Here is a 15,010-nt window from a genome sequence, read left to right on the forward strand (position 1 = left end):
CCTGGTGCTCGCTCCCCGGATCTGCGGGGATGTCCCGCTCCTGCACGAGCACCTGAACGGGCTCCTGCTCTGCTCCCCGTGACAGCGGGGATGTTCCCCCTCAGCACGGCCGGGGCCGTCACGGCGCGCCCGGCGGCAGGAACGGCAGGCCCGCCGGAGCCCCGCCCTCGATCAGGCGCAGCAGCGCGTCCGTATCGGCGTGTTCCTCGATCAGGTCGCCCAGCAGGTCGAGCTGCTCCTCGCGCAGCGCGGCGAACGAGGTGTCCGGGGCCGGGACGAACCGGCGGCCCGCGGCCGAGGCCACCTCGCGCAGGAAGGCCCGACGGAAGGCGTCCGACTCCAGCGAGCCGTGCCAGTGCGTACCCCACACCGAGCCGACCCGGCAGCCGTCCAAGAACGGCTCCCCGCCCAGGACCTCGGCCACCCCGTGGTGGATCTCGTAGCCCGTCACCGACTCGCCCAGCGCCGAACCCTCCGGCCGGGCCAGGGTCTTCTCCCGCTCGAAGCGGATGCGCACCGGCAACAGGCCGAGGCCGTCCACCGAGCCCGCCCGGGACTCGACCTCGTCCTCGATGTGCTCGCCCAGCACCTGGAACCCGCCACAGATGCCCAGTACCGGGCGGCCCTGCGAAGCCCGCCGCGCCAGCGCGTCCGCGAGCCCGCGCTCGCGCAGCCACTCCAGGGCTTTCACCGTGCCCCGCGTCCCGGGTACGACGACCAGGTCGGCGTCGACGAGCTCCTCGGCCCGGTCCACGAACCGCACCACCACGCCCGGCTCCGCAGCCAGGGCGTCGACGTCCGTGAAGTTCGACATCAGCGGCACCGCGCACACCGCGACCCGTAGGACGTCCTCGCCGACCGGCGGCGCCACCACCGACTCGCGCACCGCGCCCCGCAGGGAGACCCTCAGGCCGTCCTCCTCGTCGATGCCCAGCCCGTGCTGGAACGGCAGAACGCCGTACGTCGCCCGCCCCGTCAGCCCGCGCAGCATGTCCATGCCGGGCTCCAGCAGCGAGACGTCCCCGCGGAACTTGTTCACCAGGTAGCCCGCGATCAGCTCCTGGTCCTGCGGCGACAGCAGCGCCGTCGTCCCGAAGAACGAGGCGAAGACACCGCCCCGGTCGATGTCCCCGACCACGACCACCGGGAACCGCGCGGCCCGCGCGATGCCCATGTTCACGATGTCGGTCCGGCGCAGGTTGATCTCGGCCGGACTGCCCGCTCCCTCGCAGATCACGGCGTCATACGTGCCCCGCAGTTGCTCCAGGCAGTCCGTGACGACGCCGAGCAACTGCTCCTGGCGCCCGCCGTGGTAGCCGTGCGCGCTCATTTCGCCCACCGGCTTGCCCAGCAGCACCACCTGGCTGCTGCGGTCACTGCCGGGCTTGAGCAGCACCGGGTTCATCAATGCGGTCGGCTCCACGCAGGCCGCCTGCGCCTGCATGGCCTGTGCGCGCCCGATCTCGGCGCCCTCGCGCGTCACGAACGAGTTCAGCGACATGTTCTGCGCCTTGAACGGCGCCACCTTCACGCCCTGCCGGGCCAGCCAACGGCAGATGCCCGCCGTGACCACGCTCTTGCCCGCGTCCGATGTCGTGCCGGCGACGAGGAGTCCCCCGCCCCGCTTTCCGCCGCTCATGCGCGTCCCCTCCGCGACCGACGTGACACCGCACAGCGCAGTGCCACACAGGTTCCCCATGCCAGCCACGTCACCTGTCGTGACAGCCGCACCGCCCGTTCGATGTCCGCGACCTCCACGGGCCGTCCCGTCCCGCCGTTCAGGACGGCCCGGTGCTCGACCCGCCCCCCGTACGCGAGGGTGCCCCCCAGCCGTACGCCGAGGGCACCGGCGAACGCCGCCTCCACCGGCCCGGCATTCGGGCTGGGGTGCCGGGCGGCATCCGCGCGCCAGGCCCGTACGGCTCCGCGCCGGTCGGGGCCGGCCACCACTGCGGCCAGGGCGGTCAGCCGGGCGCCCGGCCAGCCCGCGAGGTCGTCGAGCCGGGCCGAGGCCCAGCCGTAGCGCAGGTGGCGCGGAGACTTGTGGCCGACCATCGCGTCGAGGGTGTTCACGGCGCGGAAGGCCAGCAGCCCGGGGACGCCGGCGGCGGCGCCCCACACCAGGGCACCGACCACGGCGTCGGAGGTGTTCTCGGCGACCGACTCCACGACGGCGCGGGCCATCTGCTGCTCGTCCAGGGACTGCGGGTCGCGCCCGCACAGGTGTGGCAGCCGCTCCCGGGCCACCTCGGCGTCCCCGGCAGCGAGCGCGCCGCCGATGGCGCGGGCCTCCCGGCCCAGCGAGGTCCCTCCGACGACGGCCCAGGTGGCCGCCGCGGTCAGGGCGATACGGGCGCCCGCGGGCCGGGAGCGCACGGCGCGCGCGCCCAGCACACCGACGGCGGCAGCGCCTCCGGCGCATATGAGGGTGTGGACGATGCCCCGGGCGCGGTCGTCGCGCCACAGGGCGCGTTCGACGGCGGCGGCGGCTCGTCCGAAGGCGGCCACGGGGTGCCCTCGGCGCGGATCACCGAAGATCCGGTCGCCGATCAGGCCCGCCGTGGCGCCGTACGCGAAGACGCGATCGGCACGCATGGTGGCAGGTATGTCCTCACTCAGGGTCCGCGCCCTGGTTCGACGTGTCCGGCGGTGGGAGTTCCTGGCTCCCGGGACGCACGTCTCGCGTGCTCCCCGGTGACAGTGGCGGGACCGCGCCGGATTCGCACCGGACTTCCTCTCCATGCCGCCGTATTGGCTCGGGCAGTCCACCACGCACCGCGAACGCCCGTCAACTCGCCGTTGACCTGCGGCGAGGCAGGTCACAGCACACGGGAAAGCTCCCTCCGGGAAACCCGGAGGGAGCTTTCGTGCGCCGTGCGTGGATAGCTCAGCTGACGATCAGGTAGATCCCGTATGTCACGGCCGCTGCGACGACCGCGAAGCAGGCGTACGCGCCGCTGCGGGCCAGGGTGGCGGTGCCGCCCTGCTCGGTGGCGGCCTCGTGCTTGGAGAGGCCCACCAGGCCCAGGGTGAACAGGGCCACGAGCGCGACGGTGGCGGAGAGGCTGACTCCGAAGACGGAGCCGAGTGCTGCCCAGTCGATCTTCATGCTGCGGATTCCTCTGTCGTTCTCGGGGTCAGACCGCGGCGGCCGGAGCCGCGGGGGTCGTCGGTGCGGCCGCCGGGATGGTGGCCTTCAGCTCCTCGTCCGTCACGGCGGAGGCCGCGGCGGCGGTGGAGGCGGTACCGGCGGCAGTGGCCTCGGCGGCCACGGTCGGCGGGACGGCGACGGCGGCCATGGCCGTGGTGACGACACCCGGCTCCTCGGCGGCGGTCGGCTCCACGTCGTTGACATTGTGGTGGCCGACGACCTGGCGGCGCGAGATGACCCAGATGGCGACGCAGGAGCCGATCAGGAAGACCGCGACGGCGGCGATGCCGATGTCACCGGTGCGCATGACCAGCTCGGCGCCGGAGGCGACCACGGCGGCGGCCGGCAGGGTCAGGCCCCAGGCGATGAACATGCGGGTGGCGGTGGACCAGCGGACCACACCGCCCTTGCGGCCCAGACCCGCACCCATGACGGCGCCGGAGCACGCGTGGGTCGTGGAGAGGGAGAAGCCGAGGCTGGAGGAGGCCAGGATGACGTTGGCGGCCGCGGTCTGGGCGGCGAAGCCCTGCTGCGGCTGCAGGTCGGTCAGGCCGCTGCCCATGGTGCGGATGATGCGCCAGCCGCCCAGGGAGGTACCCAGCGCGATGGCCATGCCGGCGGAGACGATGACCCAGACCGGCGGGTTGGCACCCGACTCCAGTGCACCGCCGGCGACGAGCGCCAGCGTGATGATGCCCATCGTCTTCTGCGCGTCGTTGGTGCCGTGCGCGAGGGAGACGAGACCGGCCGAGGCGATCTGCCCGGCACGGTAGCCCTTGGTCGCGGTCTTGCCGCCGAGCTTGCCACCGATCTTGTACGTGACCTTGGCGGCCAGCATCGCGGCCGCACCGGCCACGATCGGAGCGGCGACCGCGGGGATGAGCACCTTGGTGACCAGGACGCTGCCGTTGACCGCGTCCAGGCCGGCCGAGGCGACCGCGGCACCGATCAGACCGCCCATGAGGGCGTGGGAGGAGCTGGAGGGGAGTCCGACCAGCCAGGTGACGAGATTCCAGAGGATCGCGCCGACCAGGGCGGCGAAGATCACCTCTGGCTGGATGCCCTCCTCGTTGACCAGGCCCTTGGAGATCGTCTTGGCGACCTCCACGGACATGAACGCGCCGACGAGGTTGAGCACGGCGGACATGGCCACCGCCGTCTTGGGCTTGAGGGCGCCGGTCGAGATGGTGGTAGCCATCGCGTTGGCTGTGTCGTGGAAACCGTTCGTGAAGTCGAACACGAGAGCGGTGATGATCACGATCCCGAGGAGAAGCGTTATGTGCTCCATTTACCCAGGCTTCTGTTTGGCGTCAGTGGCTCGGCGACCGTAGGCAACCTGGGTGAACAGAAGATGAACTGACTCGGGCGGAGCGGTGTACTGGCTCGGCATCCCATCGGGAGCTTCATCCCGTTTTAGCCGTCGATACATCGATTAATGCACGTCAAAGCGGGGTGAACGAACCCCTCCGCAGGAGGCCCGGGGCCCTCCGGTCCCCTCGCGCGGATCTCGGAAGAGATCTAGATCACTCTCCCGCCCGCCTCGCCGGCACCCCCGGACCTCTTCCCGATACCTGCACACGCCGTCCCGGCGGTATGCGGAGCGTTCCGCTCCAGTGGCCCGTCCGGGCTCGCGCCTCGACACTGGAGCGGTGCGTACCGCCACAGTGACGGCCGCGGCCGTCGCAACCACCTTGATCGGTGCCGGTGCGGCCGCGGTCGCGGCCGGCCGATACGCCGCCGACGCCGCCCTGCGGCACCGACCCGGCCGCCCACTGCCCGGCGAGCCGCGGCTCAGCGTCCACGCCGCCGACGCCGGGCAGGTCGAGCTCACCCGCTCACTGGCCTCCCTGCGCCCCGGTACGTACGGACTGGACGCCCCCGGGGTGCACGCCGTGGTCGGCTCCGTCCTCGACGGGGCCGCGACCGGCCCGGACACCGTCGTGCGCCGGCTCCTCGCCGTCACGCACGGCAGCCTCGACATCGGGACCCGAGTCGCCCTCACGCCCCAGGTCCACCTGGGCGACCCGCGCACCGCCCTTGGGCTCGACCACGCCGACGTGGACGTCCCCGGAGAGCTCGGCGCCCTGCCCGCGTGGTTCGTGCCCGCGGCCCGCGACACCTGGGTGATCGCCGTGCACGGGCTGGGCGCCAGCCGCGAGCACCCCATGGTGGTCATGCCCTTCCTGCACCGCCAGCAGATGCCCGTGCTGGCCCTCGCCTACCGGGGCGACCTCGGCGCACCCGCCTCGCCGGACGGCCTCGGCCACCTCGGCGAATCGGAATGGCGGGACGTGGACGCCGCCATCCGCTACGCCCTGCGCTACGGTGCCCGCCGCGTCGTCCTGCACGGCTGGTCCACCGGGGCCGCGATGGCCCTGCACGCCGCCGAGCGCTCGGCGCTCGCCGACCGGATCGCCGGGCTCGTGCTGGACTCGCCGGTGCTCGACTGGCACGCCACCCTGCGCGCGCTCGTCGCCGCGCACCGCACCCCGGCCGCGCTGCTGCCGCTCGCGGTGCGCGCCGCCGAGGGGCGCGCCGGGCTGCGGGCCGACCACCGGGCTCCGGGGGCGGACCCCGCGGCGCTGCGCGTCCCCGTCCTGATCTTCCACGGCCCGGACGATGCGCTGGCCCCCTGGGGACCCTCGCGCCGGCTCGCCGCCGCCCGGCCCGACCTCGTCACCCTGAAGACCGTCCGCGAAGCCCCGCACGGGGCGATGTGGAACGCGGATCCGGCCGGGTACGAGGAGGCCCTGAGGCGCTTTCTGACCCCTCTTATGTGAAGGCCGTGTGGCGGAGGGGGCGCAGAGGGCGCATTGCCCTGGTCTGTCCCTAGGGTGACCATCGATAATGGCTGGTTCCGTTTGGGCTTTCGGCCGGTGACGGGCGAGACTGCATCCGTGACGTCCCGAAAGCCTGATGAGCAGTTGGCTCGCGACTCCAGACTCCGACTCGTCTCCCCGCGTTCCGTTGCCGCGGCCCGCAAGGCGGTGACCGACCGACGTGCCCGACCCGCCTCCCGACCCCCGGCGGGCACCCCAGCCACGGCCGAACTCGCGAACCGGGCCCGGGCCTCGCTCGCCGACGCCGTACGGCTCGCCCGCTGGGCCGAGCGCAACCTCGGCGCGGGCGACGGAGGTCGACCCGCCCCGGCGGGAGCGCTGCCCGCGGCCGACGTCGAACGGGCCGCTGGCGAACTGAACCTGACCCACGGGCAGATCCGGGTCGGCTGGGACCGCGCCCGCCTCGCCGGTCTCGTCGAAGTGCACGGCGGCCACGCCCGGCCCGGCTGGCGGCTGCGCGCCTGGGATCGTGACGACACCGCCGTACTGCGCGGCTGGGTCGCCTTGTTCGACGCCTGGTCCCTCGTCCACCCGGCCCCCGCCGACATCGCCACCGCGGTCGTCGCCGAAGTGGTCGAGGCGATGCCCCAACTGCTGTCGCTGCTCCAGCTGTCCGCCGGTCCCGTGACCGTTCCGGACCTCTTGGACCTGCTCGACCAGCGGGTCACCGAACTGCGCGACGAGCGGTGCGAGGTCCCCTACGACGCCGCGCCGGGCGAGACCGCGGACCCTGACGGGGCGGCAGCCACCGTAGACACGGCAGCCACCGCGGGAGCGACCGCCCCCGAGGCGAACGGGCACGCCGCCACCGCGACGGCCGTCCCGCTCGCCCGGCTGCTGCGCTGGGCACTCGGGGGGCTCGCCGCCGTGGACGCCGTCACCCTCGGTCCCGCACAGGCCGCCCTGACCCCGCTCGGCAGCTGGGCCGTCTGGGTCAAGCTGGAGCAGATCTGCGTGGCCGCGCAGAGCCCCGCCGGGAACATCGAGCAGTCCGCCGCCGCGATGCTGCACGGCTGTGCCCGCCTCACCCCGGGACCGGCCCGCGCCGAGTACCGGGCCTGGCTCGCCGCCCGGCCCGTCGGCCACGCCGTCAGCGAGCTGCTGCACGCCGCCCGCGGCGAGGACGCCCTGCTCCGCGGCCTCGCCTTCGAGGCCCTGCGCGTGGTCGGTGCCCCCGCTGAACCCGAGGTGCGCGCCGCCGTTCGCGAGCCCGCGCTGAGGCCTTACGCCCTCCTGTGGCTCGCCGAGCACGACGGCGTGGACCCCGACGAGGCCCAGGACGTACTGACCGCCGAGGAGTCGACCTGGCTCTGGGTGGACACCGCGGCCGCCATTGCCGACCACGGTGAGGCGGACCTGTTGGCGCGCCACCTCGACTCGGCGGTCCGCACCACCGTTCCGCGACTGCTGGACGAGGTCCGCGCGGTCGGCCATCCGCGGACCGTGCAGGTCCTGGTCGCGCTGGCCGCCGCCCACCCCGACCCGGCCCTGGCCAAGGCGGTCCGCCGGGCCGCCTTCCAGGTCCACACCGGCGGCGCGTAGCACCCGTACGGACGGACGCGCCGCAGGGGCGCCTCCCGGGCGACCGGGGGAGTCAGACCTGCGGCGCGTACGTACCGAAGCTCCAGACGTTGCCCTCCGCGTCGCGGGCCATGTAGTCCCGCGAGCCGTAGTCCTGGTCGGTGGGCTCCATCGCGATCTCCACCCCGTGCTCGACGGCCCGGCGGTGGTGCGCGTCCACGTCATCGACCACGACGTAGATCCCGGCAGGGCCGGCATGCTCCATCAGCTTGTCGAAGGTGCCGCCGCGGCCCTTGCTACCGAGCATCACCGCGCCGGTCCCGTACGCCAGCTCCGCGTGCATCACGACGCCGTCGTCCCCCTCGTAGACCGCGACCTGGGTGAATCCGAACGCCTCCGTCAGCAGCTGGATCGCCGCCTTGGCGTCCCGGTAGAGCAGGGTCGGAAAGATGGACGGAACGCCTGCCATGACGATCACTCCTTCTCGTGCTCGCGAATGTGACCCACGGCACAGCATGGCAGGCGTCCGTGACGGTCCGGGGGAAGGCGGTCAGCCGAAGGTGTTGCACTGGGCCATGTCGCCCGTGCGGTAGCCCTGGAGAACCACTGCTCGGCGCTGCCGGGCCGAGCCGTGGGTCCAGGACTCCGGGGCCACCCGGCCGTGGAACCCTGCCCGTGCTCGTGGGCGACCACGTGCGCCTGGGCGAAGGGTCCGCCGCTCACGCCGAACTGTGTCCGCGGGTCGTCGAAGAAGCCCAGGTCCAGCCGTCCTCCCGGGCGTTCGCCTGCCTGCCGGTCCGACAGCCCGCTGCACCTCACCGACCGATCGCCCGGGACGCGGCTGCCGCGCACGTCCTTGACCTCGGAAGTGTCCAGCTCGGCGCCGTCGAACTGCCCCGCACCGCCCTCCATTCGTGGAACGAGGGCGGTCGCGCGTGCGGCGCGTATCACCCGGTCCGCCCTGGTCTGCGCCCCGGCCGTGGCCCCCGGCAGCAGGGGCCCGACGGCCTCATAACTAGTTGCGGACCCCCGGTAGAATGAATCCCATGGCAAATCTCCTCGCGGATTAGCGGCGTCGAAGCATCGCGTCCTGCCCCCCTTCCGCCGTCCCCACCGCCCTGGAGTATTTCCGTGATCACCGCCACCGGCATCGAGCTGCGCGCCGGCGCCCGCGTCCTCATCGAGTCCGCCTCCTTCCGTGTCGCCAAGGGCGACCGCATCGGCCTGGTCGGCCGCAACGGAGCGGGCAAGACCACCCTCACCAAGTGCCTCGCGGGCGAGGGGCAGCCCGCCGCCGGCAGCATCGCCCGCTCGGGCGAGGTCGGCTACCTCCCCCAGGACCCGCGCACCGGCGACCTCGACGTGCTCGCCCGCGACCGGATCCTCTCCGCCCGCGGTCTCGACGTGCTGCTGCGCAAGATGCGGATGAACGAGGAGCGCATCGCCACCGGCTCCGGCGCCACCCGTGAGAAGGCGCTGCGCCAGTACGAACGCCAGGAGACCGAGTTCCTCACCAAGGGCGGGTACGCCGCCGAATCGGAGGCCGCCACCATCTCGGCCGCCCTCGGCCTGCCCGACCGGGTGCTCGGCCAGCCGCTGCACACCCTCTCCGGTGGCCAGCGCCGCCGCGTCGAGCTGGCCCGGATCCTCTTCTCGGACGCCGACACCCTGCTCCTCGACGAGCCGACGAACCACCTCGACGCCGACTCGATCGTCTGGCTGCGGGATTACCTGAAGAACTATCGCGGCGGCTTCATCGTCATCTCCCACGACGTCGACCTGGTCGAGACCGTCGTCAACAAGGTCTTCTACCTGGACGCCAACCGCTCCCAGATCGACGTCTACAACATGGGCTGGAAGCTCTACCAGCAGCAGCGCGAGGCCGACGAGAAGCGCCGCAAGCGTGAGCGCCAGAACGCGGAGAAGAAGGCCGCCGCCCTGAACTCCCAGGCCGACAAGATGCGCGCCAAGGCGACGAAGACCGTCGCCGCGCAGAACATGGCCAAGCGCGCCGAAAGGCTGCTGTCGGGGCTGGAGGCCGTCCGCGTCTCCGACAAGGTCGCCAAGCTGCGCTTCCCGGACCCGGCGCCCTGCGGGAAGACCCCGCTGACCGCCGAGGGCCTGTCGAAGTCGTACGGCTCCCTGGAGATCTTCACCGACGTCGACCTGGCCATCGACAAGGGCTCCCGCGTCGTCATCCTGGGCCTCAACGGCGCCGGCAAGACCACCCTGCTGCGGCTGCTCGCGGGCGCCGAGAAGCCGGACACGGGTGAGGTCACCCCGGGCCACGGACTCAAGCTCGGCTACTACGCCCAGGAGCATGAGACGCTCGACCCCGAGCGCACGGTCCTGGAGAACATGCGCTCCGCCGCGCCCGACCTGGACCTGGTCCAGGTGCGCAAGACGCTCGGCTCGTTCCTGTTCTCCGGCGACGACGTGGACAAGCCGGCCGGGGTCCTCTCCGGCGGCGAGAAGACCCGGCTGGCCCTGGCCACGCTGGTCGTCTCCTCGGCGAACGTGCTGCTCCTCGACGAGCCCACCAACAACCTGGACCCGGCCAGCCGCGAGGAGATCCTGGGCGCGCTGCGCACGTACAAGGGCGCGGTCATCCTCGTCACGCACGACGAGGGTGCGGTCGAGGCGCTGGAGCCGGAGCGGATCATCCTGCTCCCGGACGGTGTCGAGGACCTGTGGGGACCGGACTACCGGGACCTGGTCGCGCTCGCCTGACGTCACCCGAGGGCGGCCCGGTGCGTTGATCCAGTTCCTTATGGATCATTCGGCTCAGACGTGATCCATCATCTGAGTGAGACCGTCTCGTACCTCTGCGCTCTGTACGACGGCCCCGGCCGTGCCCGCCCGGGCGCGGCGCCGGGGCCGTCGTCTTTCCCGTTCCGGCCTCTGACCTGGTGATTCCCCGAGGGTGCGGAGAAGTGTGACGGACGTCATGCAGCGGAAGGGGGGATTCCGTTCTGCTTGGGCGTCCACTGCTCGGGAAATGCCGGCGTATCGACCTTGCTGAATGGGTGGCCAGGAAGCCGGGGAGGGGTGATCATGAGAAGTCCAGAGCGCACTTCCCATGAGGAGGCACGGGTGGCCGAGACTCTGAAGAAGGGCAGCCGGGTAACCGGCGCCGCGCGCGACAAGCTCGCGGCAGACCTGAAGAAGAAGTACGACTCCGGTGCGAGTATCCGGGCGCTGGCCGAAGAAACCGGTCGGTCCTACGGATTCGTCCACCGGATGCTCAGCGAGTCCGGAGTCGTGCTGCGTGGTCGCGGTGGTGCGACACGCGGCAAGAAGGCGGCTTCTGCCTGACCCGGATCCCGGCCCCGAGGGCCGGGACCGGTTCGGAAGACGCTGCTGCCTGCCCACACCGCGGTTCCTTCGGTGACCCCCGGTCGGCCGTCCGGTCGACTGGGTGGTTACTGTGCAGTCACTTAGGCCGGGATTGCGGCCGACTGCACACCGGAGGCACCAGATGGCTCTGCTCGACAAGGACGGCGTACGGCTCACCGTGGACGACTCGGTCGCCACGGTGACACTGACCAATCCGGCCAAGCGAAACGCTCAGTCCCCCGCGCTCTGGCGGGCGTTGACGGAGGCCGGAAGGTTGCTGCCGGGCACCGTCCGGGTCGTGGTGCTGCGCGGTGAGGGCAAGTCCTTCTCCGCCGGACTCGACCGGCAGGCGTTCACTCCCGAAGGTTTCGAGGGTGAACCGTCCTTCCTCGACCTGGCGCGCGGATCGGACGAACTGCTGGACTCCACCATCGCCGAATACCAGGAGGCATTCACCTGGTGGCGACGCAACGACATCGTCTCCATCGCCGCCGTGCAGGGACACGCGATCGGCGCCGGCTTCCAGCTCGCGCTGGCGTGTGACCTGCGGGTGGTCGCGGACGACGTGCAGTTCGCCATGCGCGAGACCAGCCTGGGCCTCGTGCCGGACCTGACCGGCACCCAGCCGCTGACCGCCCTGGTCGGCTACGCCCGCGCGCTCGAAATCTGCGCGACGGGTCGCTTCGTCCATGCAGAGGAGGCCGAGCGGGTCGGGCTGGCCAACCTGGTCGTGCCCGCGGACGAGCTCGACGCCGCGGTGCAGGACCTCACGACGGCGCTGCTGGCTCCGCCGCGGGACGCGGTGATCGAGACGAAGGGGCTGCTGCGGGACGCCACGTCCCGTTCGTACGACGCCCAGCGCTCGGCGGAACGTGCCGCTCAGGGCCGCCGCCTGCGTGACCTGGCGGGCCTCTCGGACTGACCTCGGGCACCGCACCCCCGCGCCCCGGGCCGCACCCCCGCGCCCCGGGCCGTCCTGTCGTGCTCCGGCTCCGGCGGCCCGGGGGCGCACCGCCCCCGCGGGCCCGCGCGTACGCTCGCGGTCTCGGCGCCGGTCGGGGCCGACCGGGATCGGGTACTCGCTCCGGGCCGACCGGCGTAGTCCCAGCGCGCCGTCGCCGCCCCGCGCTTACCGTGGTGCGGAGTGAGTCCATCCGCGCGAAGGGACACGCGATGACAGAATCCGCACCGGTGGGCGCAGGCCGGGCTGCGGCCGACCGTGGCCGCACCACCATCTCCGACGGGGTGGTCGAGAAGATCGCCGGACTGGCCGCCCGCGAGGTGGTCGGCGTCCACGCCATGGGCAGCGGCGGCGGCCTCGCCCGGACCTTCGGCGCCGTCCGGGAGCGGGTTCCCGGCGGGGCCAAGCAGTCCGTCAGCCGCGGGGTCAAGGCCGAGGTCGGCGAGGTGCAGACCGCCCTCGACCTGGAGATCGTCGTGGACTACGGCGTGTCGATCCGCGACGTGGCCCGGGCCGTCCGTGAGAACGTCATCTCATCGGTCGAGCGGATGACGAGCCTGGAAGTCGTCGAGGTCAACATCGCGGTCAGCGACGTCAAGCTCCCCGATGAGCCCGATGAAGGGCCGGAGTCCCGACTCCAGTGAAGGAGCCCGCATGAGCATGGCGGTCGCCGGCCTGTTCGCCGGCATGGCGCTGGCGTTCGCCGGATACTTCGGCGGCTTCGGGGCTTTCCTGCTGGTGGCTGCGCTCGGCACCATCGGCTTCTTCGTCGGCCGGTTCCTGGACGGGGACCTGGAACCCGGCGACTTCTTCCGCCCCCGCGACCGCGACAGGTGAGGCCCCGATGAGCACGCCACGGGCCACCCCGCCCCGGGTGCCCCCCGCCGAGCGGGGGGCCACCCGCATCGCCGACCGGGTCGTCGCCAAGATCGCGGCCCAGGCCGCCAGGGAAGCGCTCGCCGCGACGCCCGGCGGGCCGCCGCGCCCCGCGGCGCCCCCTGCGCATGCCACCGTCACCGTGCACCACGACATCGCACGGGTGCGGGTGAGTCTCGAACTCGACTACCCCTCCGACCTCGCCGCCCAGTGCGCGGCCGTGCGCAGCCAGGTGGTTCGGCGCGTCGAGGAGTGCACCTCCATGTCCGTACCCGAGGTGGACCTCGACATCGAGCACCTGCACTCCGCGCACACCCGCTCCGCCGCCGCGCGTCACCGGAAGCTCCGGTGACGGTCCCGGTCCCGGGTCCGGGCCCCGCCCCGGACCCGGCAGCCCCGGACCCGGCCGTCCCGGTTTCCGCCGGTCGCTCCCGGCACGGCCGGTTCCGGTCCGCCCGGCGGATCCCGGCCGCGCTGACCGCCCTCGCCGTGCTCGCGGTGGCAGGCCTGTTCCTCTACGACCTCGCCGCCGTACGGGCACACCGCCCCGGTATGCAATGGCGCCGCGAACTCGCCCAGCAACTGGAGCGGCGCACCCCCGCCGACCCGTGGGTGCTCGTCTGTGCGGGGGCCGTTGCCGTGGCCGGGGCGGTGCTCCTCCTGCTGGCGCTGACCCCCGGGCTGCGCGGAATCCTGGCGATGCGGCAGGCCGGCCCGGCCGCCGACGTACGGGCCGGGCTGGAGCGGAAGGCCGCGGCACAGGTGTTGCGGGACCGGGCCATGGAGGTGCCCGGGGTGCGGTCGGCACGGGTCAGGGTGGGCCGGGCCCGCGTCAAGGTCCGGGCTGCTTCGCACTTCCGCGAGCTGGACGAGGTACGGGCCGACCTGGACGCGGTGATCGCCGTCGGCATCGAGGAACTGGGCCTCGCGCACGTACTGCAGCCCCGAGTGCGGGTCACCCGGGCCGCCGCCGGAAAGGGGTGACGCCGTGCTCGGTACGGTGAACCGGATCTTGCTGGGACTCATCGGCCTCGTGCTGCTGGCGGCCGGGGTGGTGGTCCTGACGGCGGCGTGGCCGCTCGGCGGCCGTCACGAGCCGCTGCTGACGGCGGCGACCCGGCAGCGCTGGCACCCCGAGGGCTGGTGGTGGTGGGCGGTGTTCGCCGGGCTCGGGGCGTGCGTGCTGCTCGCACTGTGGTGGCTGTTGGCGCAGCTGCGGCGCTCGCGGCTGGCAGCCGTGGTGGTGGACACCGGTGACGGGGGGTTCGCGCTGCTGCGCGGGCGGGCCCTGGTGGAGGCGGTGTCCGCGGAGGCGGGGGCCCTGGACGGGGTCGCCCGGTGTCGGGTCGCACTGCTGCGGCGGCGGGGCGGGCCGCACCTGCGGGTGGGGCTGGAGCTGGAACCGTACGCCGTCCCGGCCGATGTGCTGGCCGCGCTGGCCGGGCCGGTGCTGACGCAGGCCCGCGCCTCGACGGGCCTCCCCGAGCTCCCCACGGAGGCCCGCCTCCGGATCACCTCCCACCGGGCCCGCCGCGTCACGTGAGCGGCGGCCGGCCCGGGGGACCCGTCAGAAGCCGTGGCGGGAGCCGCCGTCGACCGGGAGCATGATGCCCGTGAGGTACGACGCCGCGGGGGAGAGCAGGAACGCCGCGGTGCGGCCGAACTCCTCCGGGGTGCCGTAGCGCCGCAGCGGGATGAGGGCCTCGTTGGCCGCGCGGGCCACCGTCGCATCGCCCGACAGGGCGTCGAGCTCACGGACGCGGTCGGTGTCGATCCGCGCCGGCAGCAGCCCGACCACCCGGATGCCGCGCGGCCCCAGTTCCACCGACAGGGACTTCGCGAAGCCCGCCAGCCCCGGCCGCAGGCCGTTGGAGATGGTCAGGCCGGGGATCGGCTCGTGGACCGAACCCGAGAGGACGAAGCCGATGACCCCTCCCTCGCCCAGCTCGGCCGCTGCCGCGCGGGCCAGGCGCACCGCGCCCAGGAAGACCGACTCGAACGCTTCGCTCCACTGCGCGTCGGTGTTGCTGGCCGCCGAGCCCGGGGCCGGGCCGCCGACGCTGATGAGGATGCCGTCGAAGCGGCCGAAGCGTTCCTTCGCCGTGGCGACGAGTGCGGCAGCCGCTTCCGGGTCGGCATTGTCCGCGGCGATCCCCACCGCGTTCGGACCCAGCAGGGCCGCCGATTCGGCGGCGCGGTTCGCATCGCGGCCCGTCACGATCACCCGTGCGCCGTCCGCCGCCAGTTCACGAGCCGAGGCGAAGCCCAGGCCGCGCGTGGCTCCGGTGACGATGTAGACACGGTCCTTCAGTCCAAGATCCATGC

Annotated in this window: 16 protein-coding genes, 1 pseudogene and 1 riboswitch; of the genes and pseudogenes, 10 read left to right on the plus strand and 7 right to left on the minus strand. The window is 73.0% G+C overall.

The window, feature by feature from the left end; genetic code table 11:
* Positions 1 to 118: 118 nt before the first annotated feature.
* The 4 genes from ABZZ20_RS27410 to ABZZ20_RS27425 form a co-directional block, all read right to left on the minus strand.
* Positions 119 to 1,639 carry a cobyric acid synthase gene (locus tag ABZZ20_RS27410; RefSeq protein WP_356874033.1) on the minus strand — a complete coding sequence of 507 codons (1,521 nt, stop codon included), beginning with the start codon at positions 1,637 to 1,639 and terminating at the stop codon, positions 119 to 121.
* Positions 1,636 to 2,595 (minus strand): cobalamin biosynthesis protein, encoded by a 960-nt coding sequence (locus ABZZ20_RS27415; RefSeq protein ID WP_356874035.1) that lies wholly within the window; start codon positions 2,593 to 2,595, stop codon positions 1,636 to 1,638. The genes ABZZ20_RS27410 and ABZZ20_RS27415 overlap by 4 nt, the downstream gene beginning before the upstream one ends.
* Before the next feature lie 38 nt (positions 2,596 to 2,633).
* Positions 2,634 to 2,785, minus strand: a riboswitch (cobalamin riboswitch).
* Positions 2,786 to 2,887: 102 nt separating this feature from the next.
* Positions 2,888 to 3,109 carry a hypothetical protein gene (locus ABZZ20_RS27420; RefSeq protein WP_356874037.1) on the minus strand — a complete coding sequence of 74 codons (222 nt, stop codon included), beginning with the start codon at positions 3,107 to 3,109 and terminating at the stop codon, positions 2,888 to 2,890.
* A gap of 28 nt (positions 3,110 to 3,137) precedes the next feature.
* On the minus strand, positions 3,138 to 4,439 hold the full coding sequence (locus ABZZ20_RS27425) for an inorganic phosphate transporter (RefSeq protein ID WP_356874038.1): 1,302 nt from the start codon (positions 4,437 to 4,439) through the stop codon (positions 3,138 to 3,140).
* Between the two features lie 361 nt (positions 4,440 to 4,800).
* On the opposite strand from ABZZ20_RS27425, the gene ABZZ20_RS27430 reads away from it, so the two are divergent.
* Together ABZZ20_RS27430 and ABZZ20_RS27435 are read left to right on the plus strand one after the other, a co-directional pair.
* A complete protein-coding gene (locus ABZZ20_RS27430) occupies positions 4,801 to 5,931 on the plus strand; it encodes an alpha/beta fold hydrolase (RefSeq protein WP_356874040.1) in 1,131 nt (376 codons plus the stop codon).
* A gap of 207 nt (positions 5,932 to 6,138) precedes the next feature.
* Positions 6,139 to 7,533, plus strand: a complete 1,395-nt coding sequence (locus ABZZ20_RS27435) for a hypothetical protein (RefSeq protein WP_356874099.1) — start codon at positions 6,139 to 6,141, stop codon at positions 7,531 to 7,533.
* 52 nt (positions 7,534 to 7,585) lie between these two features.
* Here the strand turns inward: ABZZ20_RS27435 and ABZZ20_RS27440 are convergent, their stop codons facing one another.
* A complete protein-coding gene (locus ABZZ20_RS27440; protein ID WP_356874042.1) occupies positions 7,586 to 7,981 on the minus strand; it encodes a VOC family protein in 396 nt (131 codons plus the stop codon).
* 81 nt (positions 7,982 to 8,062) lie between these two features.
* Positions 8,063 to 8,277, minus strand: a pseudogene (locus ABZZ20_RS27445) (neutral zinc metallopeptidase); the annotation flags it as partial.
* A 366-nt stretch (positions 8,278 to 8,643) separates the two neighbouring features.
* On the opposite strand from ABZZ20_RS27445, the gene ABZZ20_RS27450 reads away from it, so the two are divergent.
* From ABZZ20_RS27450 to amaP, 8 genes are all read left to right on the plus strand, one after another.
* Complete coding sequence (locus tag ABZZ20_RS27450) at positions 8,644 to 10,242, plus strand: ABC-F family ATP-binding cassette domain-containing protein (RefSeq protein WP_356874044.1); 1,599 nt, start codon at positions 8,644 to 8,646, stop codon at positions 10,240 to 10,242.
* Positions 10,243 to 10,605: 363 nt separating this feature from the next.
* On the plus strand, positions 10,606 to 10,827 hold the full coding sequence (locus tag ABZZ20_RS27455) for a helix-turn-helix domain-containing protein (protein ID WP_005319113.1): 222 nt from the start codon (positions 10,606 to 10,608) through the stop codon (positions 10,825 to 10,827).
* A 163-nt stretch (positions 10,828 to 10,990) separates the two neighbouring features.
* Entirely contained in the window at positions 10,991 to 11,770 is a 780-nt protein-coding gene (locus ABZZ20_RS27460; protein WP_356874046.1) for an enoyl-CoA hydratase/isomerase family protein, read from the plus strand.
* Between the two features lie 251 nt (positions 11,771 to 12,021).
* Positions 12,022 to 12,453, plus strand: coding sequence for an Asp23/Gls24 family envelope stress response protein (locus tag ABZZ20_RS27465; RefSeq protein ID WP_356874048.1), 432 nt, complete (start codon positions 12,022 to 12,024; stop codon positions 12,451 to 12,453).
* Between the two features lie 10 nt (positions 12,454 to 12,463).
* Entirely contained in the window at positions 12,464 to 12,646 is a 183-nt protein-coding gene (locus tag ABZZ20_RS27470; RefSeq protein WP_356874050.1) for a hypothetical protein, read from the plus strand.
* Positions 12,647 to 12,653: 7 nt separating this feature from the next.
* On the plus strand, positions 12,654 to 13,037 hold the full coding sequence (locus tag ABZZ20_RS27475; RefSeq protein ID WP_356874052.1) for a hypothetical protein: 384 nt from the start codon (positions 12,654 to 12,656) through the stop codon (positions 13,035 to 13,037).
* On the plus strand, positions 13,034 to 13,669 hold the full coding sequence (locus ABZZ20_RS27480) for a DUF6286 domain-containing protein (protein ID WP_356874054.1): 636 nt from the start codon (positions 13,034 to 13,036) through the stop codon (positions 13,667 to 13,669). Before ABZZ20_RS27475 ends, ABZZ20_RS27480 begins: the two co-directional genes overlap by 4 nt.
* A gap of 4 nt (positions 13,670 to 13,673) precedes the next feature.
* Positions 13,674 to 14,228 carry an alkaline shock response membrane anchor protein AmaP gene (gene amaP, locus ABZZ20_RS27485; protein ID WP_356874056.1) on the plus strand — a complete coding sequence of 185 codons (555 nt, stop codon included), beginning with the start codon at positions 13,674 to 13,676 and terminating at the stop codon, positions 14,226 to 14,228.
* A 24-nt stretch (positions 14,229 to 14,252) separates the two neighbouring features.
* On the opposite strand, the gene ABZZ20_RS27490 is transcribed toward amaP, so the two are convergent.
* Positions 14,253 to 15,008, minus strand: coding sequence for an SDR family oxidoreductase (locus tag ABZZ20_RS27490; RefSeq protein WP_356874058.1), 756 nt, complete (start codon positions 15,006 to 15,008; stop codon positions 14,253 to 14,255).
* Positions 15,009 to 15,010 lie beyond the last annotated feature (2 nt).

Source organism: Streptomyces sp. NPDC006430, assembly GCF_040612395.1.
Classification (GTDB): Bacteria; Actinomycetota; Actinomycetes; order Streptomycetales; family Streptomycetaceae; genus Streptomyces.